The organism is Pseudoduganella flava (assembly GCF_007830495.1).
GTDB classification, from domain to species: Bacteria; Pseudomonadota; Gammaproteobacteria; order Burkholderiales; family Burkholderiaceae_D; genus Rugamonas; species Rugamonas flava.
The window spans coordinates 836208-852932 of sequence record NZ_VLKW01000002.1; the positions used below are offsets into that span (position 1 = coordinate 836208).

Sequence of the window (16725 nt, forward strand, 5' to 3'; positions counted from 1 at the left end):
CAGTGACGGCGCGCTTCAAATGCTAACTGAACGGCATCCCCCCTTGGCGGGGGGCTGGACCGTGCTGCCGCGGTGGATCAGGTACCGATCCGGCCGCCGTCGTTCTTCGTGATCACGATCGTGGCCGAGCGCGGGCGCTTGCCGGCGCCGTAGCCGGCGTTGGACGGCCACTGGCTCGTGTACTTCGACGGGTCGGCCAGGTTGGCCTGGTCCGTGTTCTCGCCCGGGTGCTGGATGTTGATGAACATCGTCTTGCCGTCCGGGGTTTCGCACAGGCCCGTGATCTCGCAGCCCGCGGGGCCGACGAGGAAGCGCTTCAGCGTATCGGCGCTGGCGGCCTTGCCGACATACGTGTCCACCGCCACCGTGCCGCCGGCCGACTTCGCGTAGTTCAGCGTGACCTTGCCGCCGTCGCCGACGGTGCCGGGCACCGCGGCCAGCATCATGCAGTTGGTGACGTCCGTGTAGGCGCCGTCGTCCGTCTGGATCCAGCACAGGCCCGTGCTGCGGGCGAACGCGAGGCCGTCCGGGCTGGAGAAGTCCTGGTCGGCGGACAGCTTCGACAGGTTCACCAGCGCCTGGTCCGCGCCCGACTCGGCGCCGAACAGGAACACGTCCCACTTGAAGCTCGTCGCGCCCGTGCCGCCCGTGCCTTCCTTGATGCGGATGATGTGGCCGTTCACGTTGCCCGCTTGCGAAGAGCTGGCCTTCATGTCCGTGTAGGCGCGCGGGTTGGCGCCGTCCGGCGCGCTCTGGCTGGAACCGGACGGTTCGACGCGGCGGTTGCTGTTGTTCGTCAGCGAGAAGTACACCTCGCCGTTGGCCGGGTTCACCGAGCACCATTCCGGGCGGTCCATCTTCGTCGCACCGGCGGCATCGGCGGCCAGGCGGGTATTGACGGCGATGTCGGCCGCGTCGTCGAACTTGTACTTCGTGTAGCCCGACACGGCGCTGTTCGCCATCGTCAGCGGCAGCCATTCGCCGCTGCCGTCCGCGTTGAACTTCGCCACGTACAGCGTGCCGCTGTCGAGGTACTTGTCGCCCGTCGCCAGGCGGTCGGCCGGGTTCGCGTCCGCGGCGACCCAGTTGATGGCGGATACGAATTTGTAGATGTACTCGTTGCGCGAGTCGTCGCCCATGTACACGGCCAGCGGCTGGCCGGCCGTGGCGGGGCCGAACGCGGCGCTCTCGTGCGCCAGGCGGCCCAGCGCGGAGCGCTTCTTCAGCGTCTTCGTCTTGTCGTACGGGTCCATCTCGACGACGAAGCCCATGCCGTTCATCTCGTTGCGATAGTCGTCGCTGCCGTCCGCCGAAGCGCCGCTCTTGCTGATATTCCAGCGCGCGTACTTGTCGTCCGTGCCCGCCGTTTCCCAGCCGTGGCGCGAGGCCGCGCCCTGCGTCTTGCCGTAGCGCTGCAGCGCGACGACGCTCTTGTCGTTGCGTGCCGCGTCATCGGTGGCCGAACGGGTGAAGTAGTTGACCCAGTTTTCCTCGCCCGTCAGGAAGCTGTTCCACGGCGTCTTGCCGGTGCCGCAGTTGTTCAGCGTGCCGCGGGTGCGCGTGCCATTGGTGGAGTACTTCGTCACCAGCAGCTTGCTGCCGCGCGCCGGGCCGGCGATCTCGATATCGGTCAAAGGCGTGACGCGGCGGTTGAAGGCGGAATCCTGCGCATACTTCCAGTCGCTGCCGCTCTTCTTCACTTCCACGACGGAGACGCCGTGCACTGCCACTTCCTTGTCGACTTCCGCCGCGGGGCGGGGCAGCTTCGTCGTGCCGCCGTTCGCATGCAGGAAGAACGACGACAGCGTCTGGTCCGTCGTCGCTTCGTGGTTCATCGCCAGCAGCACGCGATCGTTCGACTCCGTCGACGGCGCACCGGTCGCGGACAGGCCGAACAACTCCATGCCGTCGTGGTGGTCGCCGGCACGGTTTTCGAAGCTCTCGTCGGTGCCGTCGTTCTTGAATGCGGCGGTGCCGGCGGTCAGCGGATCGCCCAGCGCATACACGACCTTCGCGGTGTAGCCGGCCGGGACGACGACAGCGTCGGCCAGCGATTTCGCCACGGCGGTAAAGCCCAGCAGCTTCTCGCCCTGGACGGGCGGGGTGGTCGGCGTGGTCGGCGGCGTCACCGGTGCCGGATCGTCGTCGCTGCCGCCGCAGGCCGTCAGGGCCATGCCGCCGAACAGCGCGGAGGCCGCGGACAGCATGCCGCCCTTCAGCACCGCGCGGCGCTTCAGGTTCGCCTGCAGCACGGTCTGGAAGCTGTCGTTGCCGGACGTGTTGGTGTCGATGTCGTCATGGTCCACGACGTGGCGGATGTCGCCGCTGTCTTTCTGCATTCTCTTTCTCCCTGGCTGGAATTGCTTGGTGTTTCAAGAAAACGGAAATGTTATGACTTATGTATGACATCCTGATTACATGCCACGCCGGCCTGGGGGCTTCCTTGCACGGCGCACGTTGATGCTTTATGCTTGGCGCGTCGAAAATGGTGGACCGGTTTGGTAAGCCCCGGTCAGCGCCCGCGCCAGCGGAGCCACAATCCAGCCCGTGGGGGCCGCGGACCACGACGAGAGGCGGACGTGCGTCGTCTTCTCGTCGGGGGCTGGCCACCTGTGCATCCACGCTCCGCGTATCGAGAAGCTTCGTTCGTCCTTCGCCGTGCCCCGGCACCATCCACAAGGACGAATCATGTCGAATACTTCAACTACCACTTCAACTATCACTTCAACTACCGAGCGCATCCCGGTCCTGATCATTGGCGGCAGCCTGGTCGGACTCTCCGCCGCATTGTTCCTCGCCTGGCGCGGCATCCGGCCCGTCGTGATCGAAAAGCACACGGCCAGTTCGCCGCACCCGCGCGCCATCGGTTTTACCGAGCGCACGCTGGAGTTCTACCGGGCGGTGGGCATCGCCGACCGCATCCCGCAAGTCCCGCCGGGCACGCGGCTGCGGCGCGTGCGCGCGACCAGCCTGACGGGCGACTGGCACGGCGAATCGGACTGGACTCCGGGGCAGGATGGCGCGCATGCGGTGGCGTCGCCTTGCACCGGCGCGGCGCTTGCCCAGGACAGGCTCGAACCCATCCTGCGCACGGCCGCCGCCGCGCATGGGGCCGAGCTGCGCCTGGGCGTGGAAATGCTCGCCTTCGAGCAGCTGGACGATGGTGTCCCGGTCGATGTGCGCGACCGCGCCACGCAACAGATCCATCGCGTCATGGCCGACTATGTGATCGCGGCCGATGGCGCCGACAGTGCGATCCGCGAAACGCTCGGCATCGCGCGGCGGGGCGTCGGACACCTGCGCACGTTGCGCAGCCTGCTGTTCCGGTGCCCGGAAGCCGATCCCGTGCTGGCAAAAGGCATCCAGCAGTTCAATATCGAGCAACCGGACTTGCGCGCCTTCCTGACGACGTACGGCGATGGCCGCTGGGTGCTGATGTTCGACGATACCGAAGCGTACCGCGCGGCCGATCCGCACGAGTTAGTTCATAAGGCACTGGGCTCCCCCTTTGCCGTCGAGATGCTGGCAGCGGGCCGCTGGGAGATGGCGGGCCGCATCGCGGAGCGTTACCGGGCAGGGCGGATCTTCCTTGCCGGCGACGCGGCGCATCAGCTGCCGCCGACCCGCGGCGGCTTCGGTGCGAACACCGGCATCGACGATACGTGGAACCTGGCGTGGAAGCTCGCATGGGTGCTGCAGGGGCATTCTTCGTCACGCCTGCTCGATACCTATGACGCGGAACGGCAGCCCATCGGCTGGCTCCGGCACCAGCAGACATTTGCCCGTCCCGACTACGCGCGCTGGGCGGGGGACGCACTGCAGGGCGAGACGCTATATGCCAACGAAGCGATGGAGCTGGGCCAGCTGCACCGTTCGTTCTCGGTCATCGGCGCAGGGGCGGAGTTACCGCCCGCCGCCAGTCCGGCCGAGTGGGCCGGGCAGCCGGGAACCCGGGCGCCGCACGTATGGATCCAGCGGGACGGGCAGCGCTTGTCCACGCTGGACCTGTTCGCGCATGAGCTGGTGCTGTTGACGGGAGACGGCCGGTGGACCGACGCCGCACGCACCGCGGCGGCCCGGCTGCCTTTGCCATTCAAGGCGGTGCGCGTCGGCAGCGACGTCACGTTCCCTGCGGACGTACCGTTCGACGAGTGCTTTGGCGTATCGTCCGGCGGTGCGGTGCTGATACGGCCCGACGGCATCATCGCCTGGCGATCGGTTGATTTCCCGGTGAACGCGGCAGCGGTGCTGGAGGACGCGCTGCGCACCGTCGGGGCCTGCCCGGCTTAGCGCGCAGTGCCGGCGGTTGGGGGGAGCGGCTTGCATGGTGCGACGGGCGCCATGTCAAACGCCTGTCATAAATCGGGCATAGCGTATGACCCGCGTCGCCGCCCCCCGCGGTCCCGCATGCTGGCCCGTCACGGCGCCAACGGAAGAACGCCTGGCGTGGCCGTTTTCCACCACCACACTGTCAGAGGTATGCCATGTTCCTGTTCTCGCCCTCCGTTACGCCCGCCGTGCGCTCGCACCTGAACGCGCAGGCTGCCTTCCTGAACGATATGAACAAGTCGCTGTCGCGCGCCTATCAGGAGCTGTGCCAGCTGAACATCCAGCTGGGCCAGACCCTGCTGGAAGAAAGCACGATCGCCGGCCACCAGCTGCTGGCGACGGACCGTCCGAACGAAGCGTTCTCGATCGCCGCATCGCGCGCCCAGCCGGCATCGGAAAAACTGCGTGCCTACGGCCAGCACCTGGCCCGCATGGCGGCCGATGCGCAGGTCGACATCTCGCGCGTCGCCGAGCAGCACATCCAGGAAACCGCGAAGACGGCGCGCACCCTGGCCGATGAAGTGGCACGCGTGGCGGCCGAGGAAACGGACCGCAGCCTGCGCCACCAGGAAGAAACGCTGAAGAACTTCCGCGACCCGTTCCAACAGGGCGCATGGCGCGGCGAGATGGCCGCGCATGGGACGATGCAGCATGCCGGCAATGGCAGCGGCGGCGCAGACGCGGCGTCGTTCCAGGGGAATGTGCAAAGCGCTGGCCAGCAGGCCGGCGTGAAGGCCGCCAAGGCTGGCTAGGTTACGGCACGCGGGTGGCAGGCCAGGCTCGCGTCAGCGCGCCACCCGCTCCAGCGCCTCCACATCGCCGCCCCGGATCACTTCCAGGTTGGCCGTGACCCACTCAGCCGGCCGATCCCACCACCGGATCGCCAGCAACCGCGCGATCGTCTCGTCGTCGAAGCGCTTCTTCAGCACCCTGGCCGGATTGCCGCCGACGATCGCATACGGCGGCACGTCGGCCGTCACGACAGAGCGTGCCGCCACGATCGCGCCATCGCCGATCGTCACGCCCGGCATGACCAATACGTCGTAGCCGATCCACACGTCGTTGCCGATCACCGTGTCGCCCTTGTACGGCAGCTCGCCCGGTGTCGGTTGCGCGCTTTCCCAGCCGGTGGCGAAGATCGAGAATGGGTACGTGGAGATGCCGCTCATCTGGTGGTTCGCGCCGTTCATGATGAACTTCACGCCGCGCGCCAGCGCGCAGAACCTGCCGATGCGCAGCTTGTCGCCGATGAACGGGAACAGGTACAGCACGTTGCGGCGGAAATTCTCGTGGCCATCCGGGTCGTCGTAGTACGTGTACTCGCCGATCTCGATCTGCGCGTCGTCGATCACGTTCCTCAGGTAGCAAACCTGCGGGAAGCCGGGCATCGGGAAGGGGTTCTTCGGGTCAGGGCCGTGCATGCGTGTCTCCTTGCGAAAGCGCTACTGTAGCCCTTCCGTCAATTCGAACGCAAGAACCGGAGCGCCGGGCGGCCAGGGCGGGGCTACAGTGCCGCCATCCCAACCCACCAAGGAGTTCCCATGTTCGATTTGAATGACAAGGTCGCCATCGTCACGGGTGCATCGTCCGGCATCGGCCGCGCCACGGCGCTGCTGCTGGCGCGAAGCGGCGCCACCGTCGTGTTGAACGCGCGCCGCGCCGGGCCGCTCGAAGAGACCATGCAAGCGATCCGCGCGGACGGCGGCCGTGCACTGGCCGTCGCCGGCGACATCGCCGATCCCGCCACCCACGACAAACTCGTTGCCGCCGCACGCGAATGCGGCGGGCTCGATATCGCCGTCAACAACGCCGGCACGGCCGGCCCGTATCGCCCGCTGGCCGAGGTGTCGCTGGACGAGTGGCACGACGTCCTCGCGATCAACCTGACGGGCGCGTTCCTGGGCGCGCGCAGCCAGATTCCCGCAATGCTGGAGCGGGGCGGCGGGGCGCTCGTGTTCACGTCGACCTTTGTCGGCACCAGCGCCGGCGTCCCCGGCATGGCGGCGTATGGCGCATCGAAGGCGGCGTTGATGGGGCTCGTGAAAGGCATCACGGCCGACTACGCGGCACACGGCATCCGCGCCAATGCCGTGCTGCCGGGCGGCGTCGACACGCCGATGGGTGGCGACGCGGCGCAGAAGGAATGGGCCGCCGGCCTGCATGCGTTGAAGCGTATCGCCCGGCCGGACGAGATCGCGGCGGCGATCGGCTTTCTCGTCAGCCCGCTGGCCAGCTTCGTCGCCGGCACGGGGCTGTTCGCGGATGGCGGCAACGCGGCTGTGAAGTGATCAACGCGGTGATCACCTCTCCAGCGCCGTCCACCGCGACCCCGCCCGGTGGCTCGCCAGCACCGCATCGATGAAGCGCATGCCGGCCACGCCGTCGTCCACCGTCGGCAGGTCGGCCGTCTCTTCCGGAACGGGCAGGCCGGCCTTCAGCGCATGGATGCGTGCCGCCGCATCGCGATACAGCTGCGCGAACGCCTCCAGGTAACCTTCCGGATGGCCGGACGGTACCCGCGTCGCGTGTTCGGCCGCGGCGCCGACGACGCGGCCGCGCGTCAGCCGCTGCGCGCAGCCGCCCTGCGGCGTAAGCCACAGTTCGTTCGGGTTTTCCTGGTCGAACGCGAGGCTGGCCTTCGTGCCGAACACGCGTAGTTTGAGCGCGTTCTCGCAGCCGGTCGCCATCTGGCTCGACCACAGCATGCCGCGTGCACCGTTCGGGTAGCGCAGCATCACCTGTACGTGATCGTCCAGCGTGCGGTTCGGCGTGAACGCATGGAGCTCGGCCAGCAGCTCGCTGGGCTGCATGCCGGCCACGAAACCGACCAGGTGGAACGCATGCGTGCCGATGTCGCTGGTGCAGCCCGTCGGGCCGGCCTTGGCCGGGTCGTTGTGCCAATTGGTGCGCTGGAATTCGTCGCTCTGCATGGCCGCCTCGGCCATCCAGTCCTGCGCATATTCGACGTGGACGAGCCGCACGTCGCCAATGGCGCCGGATGCCACCAGCTCGCGCGCATGCCGCACCATCGGGTAGCCGGTGTACGTGTGCGTCAGCGCGAAGACGAGGTTCCTGTCGCGCGCCAGCGCCGCCAGCGCGACACCTTCCGCCGTCGAGATGCCCAGCGGCTTGTCGCAGATGACGTGGATGCCCGCTTCCATGAACGCCGTGGCCACCGGCGCATGCAGGTGGTTCGGCGTGACGATCGCGACGGCGTCGATGCCGTCCGCACGCGCGGCTTCCGCTTGCGCCATCGCGCGGAAGTCCGTGTAGCAGCGCTCCGGCGCCAGGCGCAGTGCCGTGCCGCTGCGCAGTGCCCGCTCCGCATTGCCGGACAGCGCGCCGGCCACCACCTCGTAGCAATCGTCCAGCCGGGCCGCGATCCGGTGCACGGCGCCGATGAAGGCGCCGTCGCCGCCGCCCACCATGCCGAGCCGCAGTTTGCGTGTCACGTTGTTCATGCGATTCCCATCAGCTGATTCCCATCAATTCCCGCAGGGCGGCGCGGTCGGCGCCGCTGCCTGCGAAGTCGTCGAATGCCCGTTCGGCCACGCGAATGATGTGGCGGCGGATGAACTCCGCCCCTTCGCGCGCACCGTCTTCCGGGTGTTTCAGGCAGCACTCCCATTCCAGCACCGCCCAGCCGGCGTAATCGTACTGCGCCAGCTTCGAGAAGATCGCGGCGAAGTCGATCTGGCCGTCTCCCAGCGAGCGGAAGCGGCCGGCCCGCTCCACCCAGCCGTTGTAGCCGCCGTACACGCCTTGCCGGCCGTCGGGCCGGAATTCGGCATCCTTCACGTGGAAGGCCTTGATGCGTGCGTGGTAGATGTCGATGAAGGCCAGGTAGTCCAGCTGCTGCAGCACGAAGTGACTGGGGTCGTACAGGATGTTGGCACGCGCGTGGTTGCCCACCGCGGCGAGGAAGCGTTCGAACGTCACGCCATCGTGCAGGTCCTCGCCCGGGTGCAGCTCGTAGCAGATGTCCACGCCGGCGTCGTCGAACGCATCGAGGATCGGCTGCCAGCGCCGGCCCAGTTCACCGAACGCTTCCTCGACGAGGCCCGCGGGGCGCTGCGGCCACGGGTACAGGTAAGGCCATGCCAGCGCACCGGAGAAGCTCGCATGCGTGGTAAGGCCCAGGCGGCGCGAAGCCTTCGCGGCAGCTTTGACCTGTTCCACCGCCCATTGCTGGCGCGCCTGCGGGTTGCCGCGCACGTGCGGCGCCGCGAAGCCGTCGAACAGCCTGTCGTAGGCCGGGTGCACGGCCACCAGCTGGCCTTGCAGGTGCGTGGACAGCTCGGTGATCGCGAGGCCGTGCGCGGCGAGGATGCCGGTCACCTCGTCGCAATAGGTCTGGCTGTCGGCGGCCAGCTCCAGGTCGAACAACCGCTTGTCGGTCGGCAGCTGGATGCCTTCATAGCCGAGACCCTTGGCCCAGGCGGCGAGGTTCGCCAGCGTGTCGAACGGCGCCTCGGCGCCCATGAACTGGGCGAGGAAGATCGCCGGTCCCTTGATGGTTTTCATGCGCGTCTCTCGGTCGGAGGTCAATAAGGGGAGTCGGGAAAGTAGAAGTCCTTGGCATTGGCGCGGGTGATCAGCACGGACGGAATGATCGTGCGCGCCGGCAGCGCCTCGCCCTTCAGGCGCGCGTTGGCCGTCATCTTGATCGCGTCGTAGATGAATTTCGGCGAGTACGACACGTTGGCCTGCACCAGCTTGTCGCCATCGAGCACCTTCTTCACGGCGAACTTGGCGCCGGCGCCGCCGAAGACTTCGCGGATATCGGTGCGCTTGGCCTGTTCGATCGCCTTCAGCGCGCCGATCGCCATGTCGTCGTCGGCCGCCCAGACAGCATCGATCTGCTTGAAGCGCGTCAGGTAGTCCTGCATCACCTTGAACGCGTCGTCGCGGTTCCAGTTGCCGTATTTGGCGTCGAGCACCTTGATGTCCGGGTGCTTCTTGATCTCCGCATTGAAGGCGTTCACGCGCTCGTTGTCGATCGTGCTGGGCATGCCGCGCAGGACGACGAGGTTGCCCTTGCCGTTCAGCCGCTTCGCCAGGTACTCGGCGGGCAGGCGGCCGAATGCCGTGTTGTCGCCGGCCACGTAGGCGTTCTGCGCGCCCGGGTTCGTCAGGCCCCGGTCGACGACGGTCACGTACACGCCCTTGTTCTTCACCTGCGCGACCGGCTGCGTCAGCGATGCCGATTCCAGCGGCAGGATCACCAGCGCGTTCATCTTGTTCACGGCCAGCAGGTCCTGTACCTGATTGGCCTGTTCCGGCGTGCTGGCGGCCGTCTTGACGATCACCTTCAGCGACGGGTTGGCCGCCTCCAGTTCCTTCTTGGCCTGGTTGGCCCACCAGACGATGCCGCCGGTGAAGCCGTGCGTGGCGGTCGGAATGGCCACGCCCAGCGTGACCTTTTCGGCAGCGGCGGCATGCAGGGCGCCGCACGCGAGCAGGCAGGCGGCGGCAAGTTGGGTGAATACGCGCATTGGATTTCCTCGAAGACGAATGGTTCAGCGGCGCCCGCGCTGCAGGTAGGCCACGGTGATGATCACGACACCTTGCACCGCCGCGTTCAGGTAGACGCTGATGATGCTGGTGAGGTTCAGGAGATTGCCGATCACGGACAGCAGGATCGCGCCGACGACGGTGCCCATGATGCGCCCCGCACCGCCTTTCAGCGACGTGCCGCCCACGACGACGGCCGCGATGGCTTCCAGCTCCCACAGAATGCCGGTGGTCGGCGTCGCGGAGCCCAGCCGCGGCACATACAGGATCGTGGCAACGGCCACGCACACGCCCAGCAGCAGGTAGGTCAGCATCTTCACGCGATCGACGCGGATCGCCGCATAGCGTGCCACCTGCTCGTTCGAACCGATCGCCTGCACGTGCTGGCCGAACGGCGTGCGGTTCAGGATCACGGCGCCCGCCACGGCGACGAGCGCGAACACCCACACGGGAATCGGCACGCCAAGCACGCTCTGGTAGTACACGGGCCCATAGGTTTCGGACAGGTTGAAGTCCAGCGTCAGCGCACCGCCGTCGGACAGCCACGTGAGCACGGCGCGGAAGATGCCCAGCGTGCCGAGCGTGACGATGAACGGCTCGATGCGTCCGTGCGTGACGAGAAAGCCGTGGGCGATGCCGAACGCGGCGCCGAACGCGAGCGCCAGCGCAATGCCCAGTACGACGATCGCCAGCGCGGACGGCGCGTTCGCGCCAGTGGCCAACGCATTCATCGCGACGATCATCACGCCGGCGATCAGCGCGGCCATCGAGCCGACCGACAGGTCGATGCCGCCGGAGACGATGACGAACGTCATGCCGACGGCGATGATGCCGATGAAGGCCGTACGGGTCAGCACGTTCATCAGGTTGTCGAACGTGGCGAAGTCGGGGTTCATCAACGCGCCGGCGACGCACAGCAGGACCAGCGCGATCACGGGCCCCAGGCCTTTGGTGTGCGTCAGGAGGCGCGCAACGGCGGGCCAGGCGGCCGGGGTGAGAGGCTTAGTGGTGGGTGTCGGTTGCATGGGCGATCAGCGTTTCCTCGGTAAGTTGGTCAGGCCCGAGCATCGCCTGCTTGCGCCCGCCGCGCAGCACGGCCACGCGGTGCGCCAGGCCGATCAGCTCGATCAGCTCGGACGAGATGACGATCACCGCGCGGCCTTCCGCCGCCAGCCGGTGGATCAGCGCGTAGATGTCGCGCTTGGCGCCGACGTCCACGCCGCGGGTCGGTTCGTCCAGCACGATCACGCGCGGGTTCGTGCGCAGGTATTTCGCCAGCGCGAGCTTTTGCTGGTTGCCGCCGGACAGGGCACGCGCGGTGCACTGCGGGTCGCGCAGGCGGATGCCGAAGTCGGCGATCGCGGCATCGAGCGCGGCGCGGCCGCCTTTCACGTCGAGCCACGGATGGGCGTCGCGCTCCAGCGTCATCATCGTCAGGTTCTGGGCGAGGGTCATGTCCAGGTGCAGGCCCTTGCCCTTGCGGTCCTCGGACAGGTAGGCGAGGCCGTGCAGCATCGCGTCGCGCGGGGCGCGGATGCGCACCGGCTGGCCGGCGACCTCGATACGGTCGGCGCGCTTCGGGCGCAGGCCGAACAAGCCTTCGAACGCTTCGGTGCGGCCGGCGCCGACCAGCCCCGCGAAGCCGAGGATCTCGCCGGCACGCACGTCGAAGTCCAGGTCCTGCACCCAGCCGGGCACCGTCAGGCCGGCCACGCGCAGCGCTACCTGCGCGTCCGCCGTAACGAGGCGCTTGGGCTGGAACATGTCGGACACGTCGCGGCCCACCATCAGGTTCGCCATCCGCTGGCGGTTGACGTCCTTCGTGGCGGCGCGCGTCACGAACTTCCCGTCGCGCAGCACCACCACCTCGTCGGTATGCGCTTCCATCTCGTCGAGCTTGTGCGAGATGTAGACGATCGTCACGCCGTCCGCCTTCAACCGCGCCATCAGCGCGAACAGCTTCGCCGTTTCGCCCGGCGACAGGCTGGCGGTCGGCTCGTCCATGATCAGCAGGCGGGCGTTGCGCGCCAGCGCCTTGGCGATTTCGACGAGCTGCTTTTCGGCGACGATCAGGTCCGCCACGCGCGTGTCCGGATCCACGTCCAGCCCCACCTGTTCGAGATGGCGAGAAGCCTGCTGCCGCATCGCGGCGCGGTCCAGCAGCCAGCCGCGCGTGCGCTCGTGGCCGAGGAAGATGTTCTGCGCGATCGTCAGGTGCTCGGCCAGGTTGAATTCCTGGTGGATCAGCACGATGCCGAGCGCTTCGGCGTCGCGCGCGCTCGCAAAGCGCCGCTCGGCGCCGTCGATCACGAGCTGGCCGCCGCTGGGGCGCTCGTAGCCGGCCAGAATCTTCATCAACGTCGACTTGCCGGCACCGTTCTCGCCTAGCAGGCCAACCACGCGGCCCGGCTCGAGCGCGAAGTCGACGCCGTGCAGCACGCGCACGGGGCCGAACTCCTTGACGATGTGCTGGAAGCGGACCGCGAGGCTCATTGCGGCAGCTTGGCCAGCACGGCTTGCAAGCCCTTCAGCGACGCGGCCACGGATTCCAGCTGGCCCATGCCGTTCGGGTATTCCTCCTGCTCGACGATGATCCAGTCCGTGCCGCCCACCTGGCGCACAGCGCGGGCCAGGCCCGCCCAATCCGTCTTGTCCTGGCCGATGATCGGCGTGCCGCTCGTGCCTTCGACGAACTTCGCCTTGAAGTGCGTGCTGACGGTGCGTCCCGGGTACTTCTTCACGTACGCGACCGGGTCCTTGCCCGCGTAGGTCGTCCAGCCCACGTCCTGCTGCAGGATCGCCGCCTGCGGCGTGTTCTTCGCGATCACGTCCCACGGCGTGGCGCCCACGGCGCCGGCCAGTTCCTGCGCGTGGTTGTGGTAGCCAATGCGCATGCCCTTGGCGGCCAGCTGGCCGGACAGCGCCGTCAGCTGCTTGCTCATCTCCAGGCTCCCCGTGGCGCTCGCGCCCCGTGCATCCATCGGGATGATCAGGTTCGTGCAGCCGAGCGTGCGGTAGAACGCCGTCGTGGCGTCGAAGTGCTCGGCCGCCAGCTGGTCGAAATGCACGTGGGCGCCGGCGCATTGCAGCCGGTGCTTGTCCAGGAAGGTCTTCAGGCCGGCGGGGTTGTCCTTGTACGGGCCGAACTCGCCCGCGAACTCGACGCCCTGGAAGCCCAGCGCGCCGATCTTTTCCAGGGTGCCTGTGAAGTCCTGCTTGATCTCGTCCTTGACGGACCACAGCTGGACGCCGAGGCGGGGCGTGGCGTCGGCCGCTGTAGCTGCGAGTAGCAAGGCGAAGAAGGTGGCGGTACGAATGGTGGTCATGAATACTCCGTGATCAGGTCGTTTCGGCTTTGGATCAGTGGTCAGTTGTGCGCCGCAAGCGGTGGATTTAACCCCAAGCCAAGAGCCGGGGTCAGGAAGGAGTGCAGGCATGCAAGCCTGCACCGCTTTACCGGCGGAGAGCATGCTCTCCAAAACCCCGGTAAAGCCCCGCCGGGTCTGACCCCAGGGTTTGCACTTGGGGTGGCTCTTACGCGACGGCTCGCGCATAAAACTCATCAAATCCGCCCCGCCTTCAGTTCATCAACGGCATACGCGCACGCCCGCGCCGTGAGCGCCATGAACGTCAGCGACGGGTTCTGCCATGCGGACGACGCCATCGATGCGCCGTCCGTGACGAACAGGTTCGGCACGTCGTGCGCCTGGTTGAAGCCGTTCAGTACCGACGTTTTCGGGTCGCGGCCCATGCGCGCCGTGCCCATCTCGTGGATCGACAGGCCGGGCGGCCATTCCTCCAGCGTCTTGGTGTGCCGGCGCACGTCCTTCACGCCCAGGGCTTCGAGGATGTTCGCGGCCGTGTTGGCGATATCCTCCTGCATCTTGCGGTCGTTGTCCGAATACGAGCAGTCGATGTGCAGCAGCGGCATGCCCCATTTGTCCTTCTTCGTCGGGTGCAGGCTCACCATGTTCTCGTAGCGGGGCAGCATTTCGCCCTGGCCGCCCAGGCCGAAGCGCCACGGCCCCGGTTTGCGGATCATCGCCTTGAAGTCCTTGCCGAAGCCGGGCCGGTGCGCCGCGGACTGCCAGCCTTCGCGGCCCGCGCCGCCGGCCAGCGCATAGCCGCGCAGGAACGCCGGGTGCTTGTCGAGCACATTGCGGAACCGCGGGATGTACGGCCCGGTGGGGCGGCGGCCCTGGTAGTAGTCGTCCTCGAAGCCTTCGATCCTGCCGCTGGCGCCGGCACCGAACAGGTGGTCCATCAGGTAGTGGCCCAGCACGCCGGACGAATTGGCCAGGCCCGCCGGGTAAGCCTCGGACGTCGAATTGAGCAGGATCGCCGTCGACGCCAGCGTCGAGGCGCACAGCATCACGACCTTCGCGTGGTATTCACGGGTCTCCAGCGTATTCGCGTCGATCACGCGCACGCCCGTCGCGCGGTTCGTCTTCGGATCGTAGATCACGCTGTGCACGATGCTGTCGGTGGCGATGCTCAGCCGGCCCGTCTTCAGCGCGGCGGGCAACGTCGAGCTTTGCGTCGAGAAGTAGGCGCCGAACGAGCAGCCGCGGTGGCACTGGCTGCGCGCCTGGCACTGGCCGCGGCCCTGGGCCAGCTGGGTCTCGCCGGGCGTGCGCAGGTTCGCGGTGCGGCCCATGATCATTCGCGCCGGCGCGTATTTCGCGTCGAATTTCTTCTTCAGCGCCAATTCGACCGAGTTGAAGTCGAACGCGGGCAGGAATTCGCTATCCGGCAGCACCGAGAGACCCTCGCTGGTGCCGCTGATGCCGACGTGGCGTTCCACATGGCTGTACCACGGCGCCAGGTCGGCATAGCGGATCGGCCAGTCGACCCCATGGCCATCCTTCAGGTTCGCCTCGAAATCCAGGTCGCTCCAGCGGTACGACTGGCGCGCCCACATCAGCGACTTGCCGCCCAGCTGATTGCCGCGGATCCAGCTGAACGGCCGGCCTTCCGGCGTCGAATACGGCATGTCGCGGTCGTTGTTGAAGAAGTGCTTCGTGTGCTCGTCGAACGCGTAGCACATGCGCTGGTTGAAGTACTGTTCCTCGGCCAGCTTGTGGTCGACGAGGCCGCGGTTCGGCATCGTCCACGGGTCCTTGTTCTCGCCGATGTAGTCGACGCCGTGTTCGACGGGCCGGCCGCGCTCGACCATCAGCGTTTTCAGGCCGCGCTCCGTCAATTCCTTCGCGGCCCAGCCGCCCGTGATGCCCGAGCCGACGACGATCGCGTCGAACGTTTCGGGACTTGCCTTGATGTAGACCGATGCCATGTCACAGAGCCCAGGTGCGAGTGGATGGAGTGATCCTGACGTTGCCGGTGAAGCCGCCGGGGAAGGGCAGGTAGGCCAGTTCCTGCGACGCGCCCGCTTCCGACGTGTAGTACGCGAACGCGACGAGGCTTTTCAGTTGCCGGAAGGCGCGGCCGTCGGACCCGTCGAACGGCGCCGTGCCGTTGTCGAGCGCGTGCAGCAGGGCGACCTGGCGGGCGGCGGGCAGGGCGACGAAGCGCTTGCTGCCATCGCGTTGCGCGGCGCTGTCGAGCTTTGCCAGCACGGCGCGCGTCGCGGCCTGTTCCGGCTCGGCCACGCAGGCGTGCAGCAGATGATCGGCCGTGTAGTGCGCGCCGACGGCCAACGCGCCGGGCGTATCCGTTTGCGGGATGATCAGTTCCGCCAGCACGCCCGTCAGCGCCAGTTCGTCGGCGGTGAGGAATTGCGGCTGCGCGCCCGGCCGCTTGGCGGCGGTGACGGCGGCCAGCACGTCGCCGGCCAGGGCCAGCCCGCACAGTGCGCCCAGGCGCAGCAGCGCGGCGCGGCGGTCGCGCGATGGTTCGCTCATGTCCGATGCTCCTGCCGGGGCGCGCGGCCAGTGCGGCCGGCCGCCAGCGACAGCTGGTACTGCTTCGGCGTGATGCCGACCACGGTGCGGAACTGTTTCGTGAAGTAGCTCTGGCCGCCGAAGCCCGTCTCCAGCGCCACGCGGGCGATGTTGTTCACCTGCGGCAGCAGGCGGCACGCTTCGTGCACCTTGCGGTGCAGGATGTACTGCTTTGGCGTCAACGAGAAATGCTGCTTGAACTTGCGCTCGAACGTGGACAGCGACATGCACGACAGCCTGGCCAGGTGCTCGATGCTGATCGGCTCCATCAGGTGCTCCTGCAGGTACTCGATGCACTTCCTGAATTCGTGGAACGGCGCGATCACGTCCTGCGAGCGCTGGGCATCGCGCGAGAAGCCTTCGATGCCGACGATCTCGCCGTGCCGGTCGCGGATCGGCGCCTTCGTCGTGAACAGCCAGATCAGCTCACCGTTCTCGCCGCCCAGCACTTCCAGCTTGTTCTTGACGGTGACGCCGCGGTCCATCACCGAGAGGTCGTCGGCGCGGATGCGGTCGGCGATATCGCGCCGGAAGAAGTCGTGGTCCGTCTTGCCGAGGATGTCGGCCACGTCAGCGAGGTCGTGCTGCTCCTGCAGCAGCCGGTTCCCCCAGACGAACTGGCCGGCGCGGTTCTTCGCGAAGTAGTACATGTCCGGCAGCGTGTCGAACAGCGCGCTCGGTGTCGAGATGCCGTGCTCCGTGAAGAAGCGCGCGCAGCCCGCCGTGACTGCGCTGGCGGCGCCGTTGCCGGGTACCGGCCGCTCGCCGGGCGCACCCTGGGCAACGACGACACCCCTGCCTAGTACGATGGTATTCATCGCCTGTCTCCTGCTTTTTCTTTATGCGGAGATAGTAGCATTCCGGTAATTCTGGAATTGTCAGGAAATCGGAAAAATTTATAACGAATTCGGCAACGTGCGGCCCGCCGATTTCGTGATAGCGTCCGTTCGCGCGGCCGTGATAGATTGCGTTTCGCCCTTGA

14 protein-coding genes are annotated in these 16725 nt (G+C 67.4%); 3 read left to right on the forward strand and 11 right to left on the reverse strand.

Annotated elements, in window-relative coordinates; genetic code table 11:
* Positions 1-77 precede the first annotated feature (77 nt).
* Positions 78-2339 carry a PhoX family protein gene (locus IP92_RS07945; protein WP_145873971.1) on the reverse strand — a complete coding sequence of 754 codons (2262 nt, stop codon included), beginning with the start codon at positions 2337-2339 and terminating at the stop codon, positions 78-80.
* Positions 2340-2688: 349 nt separating this feature from the next.
* Between IP92_RS07945 and IP92_RS07950 the strand changes: the two genes are divergently transcribed.
* Together IP92_RS07950 and IP92_RS07955 are read left to right on the forward strand one after the other, a co-directional pair.
* Positions 2689-4290, forward strand: a complete 1602-nt coding sequence (locus IP92_RS07950; RefSeq protein ID WP_145873972.1) for an FAD-dependent monooxygenase — start codon at positions 2689-2691, stop codon at positions 4288-4290.
* Between the two features lie 194 nt (positions 4291-4484).
* Positions 4485-5081 (forward strand): phasin family protein, encoded by a 597-nt coding sequence (locus IP92_RS07955; RefSeq protein ID WP_145873973.1) that lies wholly within the window; start codon positions 4485-4487, stop codon positions 5079-5081.
* A 33-nt stretch (positions 5082-5114) separates the two neighbouring features.
* Here IP92_RS07955 and IP92_RS07960 read toward each other — a convergent pair whose 3' ends face one another.
* Complete coding sequence (locus IP92_RS07960) at positions 5115-5750, reverse strand: CatB-related O-acetyltransferase (RefSeq protein ID WP_145873974.1); 636 nt, start codon at positions 5748-5750, stop codon at positions 5115-5117.
* A gap of 120 nt (positions 5751-5870) precedes the next feature.
* Here IP92_RS07960 and IP92_RS07965 point away from each other — a divergent pair, with 120 nt between their 5' ends.
* Positions 5871-6617 carry an SDR family oxidoreductase gene (locus tag IP92_RS07965; protein WP_145873975.1) on the forward strand — a complete coding sequence of 249 codons (747 nt, stop codon included), beginning with the start codon at positions 5871-5873 and terminating at the stop codon, positions 6615-6617.
* Between the two features lie 12 nt (positions 6618-6629).
* Here IP92_RS07965 and IP92_RS07970 read toward each other — a convergent pair whose 3' ends face one another.
* From IP92_RS07970 to IP92_RS08010, 9 genes are all read right to left on the reverse strand, one after another.
* Positions 6630-7790 (reverse strand): Gfo/Idh/MocA family protein, encoded by a 1161-nt coding sequence (locus IP92_RS07970; RefSeq protein ID WP_229418677.1) that lies wholly within the window; start codon positions 7788-7790, stop codon positions 6630-6632.
* A 10-nt stretch (positions 7791-7800) separates the two neighbouring features.
* Entirely contained in the window at positions 7801-8853 is a 1053-nt protein-coding gene (locus tag IP92_RS07975; protein ID WP_145873976.1) for a sugar phosphate isomerase/epimerase family protein, read from the reverse strand.
* Positions 8854-8873: 20 nt separating this feature from the next.
* On the reverse strand, positions 8874-9824 hold the full coding sequence (locus tag IP92_RS07980) for a substrate-binding domain-containing protein (protein WP_145873977.1): 951 nt from the start codon (positions 9822-9824) through the stop codon (positions 8874-8876).
* A gap of 24 nt (positions 9825-9848) precedes the next feature.
* The gene (locus IP92_RS07985; protein WP_145873978.1) at positions 9849-10868 is read right to left on the reverse strand and encodes an ABC transporter permease; all 1020 of its coding nucleotides are present in this window, start codon (positions 10866-10868) and stop codon (positions 9849-9851) included.
* Complete coding sequence (locus IP92_RS07990; RefSeq protein WP_145873979.1) at positions 10846-12336, reverse strand: sugar ABC transporter ATP-binding protein; 1491 nt, start codon at positions 12334-12336, stop codon at positions 10846-10848. Before IP92_RS07990 ends, IP92_RS07985 begins: the two co-directional genes overlap by 23 nt.
* Positions 12333-13169: a sugar phosphate isomerase/epimerase family protein gene (locus tag IP92_RS07995; RefSeq protein WP_145873980.1), complete on the reverse strand. Its 837-nt coding sequence runs from the start codon at positions 13167-13169 to the stop codon at positions 12333-12335. Before IP92_RS07995 ends, IP92_RS07990 begins: the two co-directional genes overlap by 4 nt.
* A 236-nt stretch (positions 13170-13405) precedes the next feature.
* Complete coding sequence (locus IP92_RS08000) at positions 13406-15136, reverse strand: GMC oxidoreductase (protein ID WP_145873981.1); 1731 nt, start codon at positions 15134-15136, stop codon at positions 13406-13408.
* 1 nt (position 15137) lies between these two features.
* On the reverse strand, positions 15138-15704 hold the full coding sequence (locus tag IP92_RS08005) for a gluconate 2-dehydrogenase subunit 3 family protein (protein ID WP_145873982.1): 567 nt from the start codon (positions 15702-15704) through the stop codon (positions 15138-15140).
* The gene (locus IP92_RS08010) at positions 15701-16561 is read right to left on the reverse strand and encodes an AraC family transcriptional regulator (RefSeq protein ID WP_145873983.1); all 861 of its coding nucleotides are present in this window, start codon (positions 16559-16561) and stop codon (positions 15701-15703) included. The genes IP92_RS08005 and IP92_RS08010 overlap by 4 nt, the downstream gene beginning before the upstream one ends.
* Positions 16562-16725: the final 164 nt, after the last annotated feature.

Coding starts and splice junctions, on each gene's coding strand:
- IP92_RS08000 (WP_145873981.1), bottom strand. CDS start 15,136: ATGGCATCGGTCTACATCAAGGCAAGTCCCGAAACGTTCGACGCGATC.
- IP92_RS07955 (WP_145873973.1), top strand. CDS start 4,485: ATGTTCCTGTTCTCGCCCTCCGTTACGCCCGCCGTGCGCTCGCACCTG.
- IP92_RS07980 (WP_145873977.1), bottom strand. CDS start 9,824: ATGCGCGTATTCACCCAACTTGCCGCCGCCTGCCTGCTCGCGTGCGGC.
- IP92_RS07985 (WP_145873978.1), bottom strand. CDS start 10,868: ATGCAACCGACACCCACCACTAAGCCTCTCACCCCGGCCGCCTGGCCC.
- IP92_RS08005 (WP_145873982.1), bottom strand. CDS start 15,704: ATGAGCGAACCATCGCGCGACCGCCGCGCCGCGCTGCTGCGCCTGGGC.
- IP92_RS07970 (WP_229418677.1), bottom strand. CDS start 7,790: ATGAACAACGTGACACGCAAACTGCGGCTCGGCATGGTGGGCGGCGGC.
- IP92_RS07945 (WP_145873971.1), bottom strand. CDS start 2,339: ATGCAGAAAGACAGCGGCGACATCCGCCACGTCGTGGACCATGACGAC.
- IP92_RS07960 (WP_145873974.1), bottom strand. CDS start 5,750: ATGCACGGCCCTGACCCGAAGAACCCCTTCCCGATGCCCGGCTTCCCG.
- IP92_RS07975 (WP_145873976.1), bottom strand. CDS start 8,853: ATGAAAACCATCAAGGGACCGGCGATCTTCCTCGCCCAGTTCATGGGC.
- IP92_RS08010 (WP_145873983.1), bottom strand. CDS start 16,561: ATGAATACCATCGTACTAGGCAGGGGTGTCGTCGTTGCCCAGGGTGCG.
- IP92_RS07995 (WP_145873980.1), bottom strand. CDS start 13,169: ATGACCACCATTCGTACCGCCACCTTCTTCGCCTTGCTACTCGCAGCT.
- IP92_RS07965 (WP_145873975.1), top strand. CDS start 5,871: ATGTTCGATTTGAATGACAAGGTCGCCATCGTCACGGGTGCATCGTCC.
- IP92_RS07990 (WP_145873979.1), bottom strand. CDS start 12,336: ATGAGCCTCGCGGTCCGCTTCCAGCACATCGTCAAGGAGTTCGGCCCC.
- IP92_RS07950 (WP_145873972.1), top strand. CDS start 2,689: ATGTCGAATACTTCAACTACCACTTCAACTATCACTTCAACTACCGAG.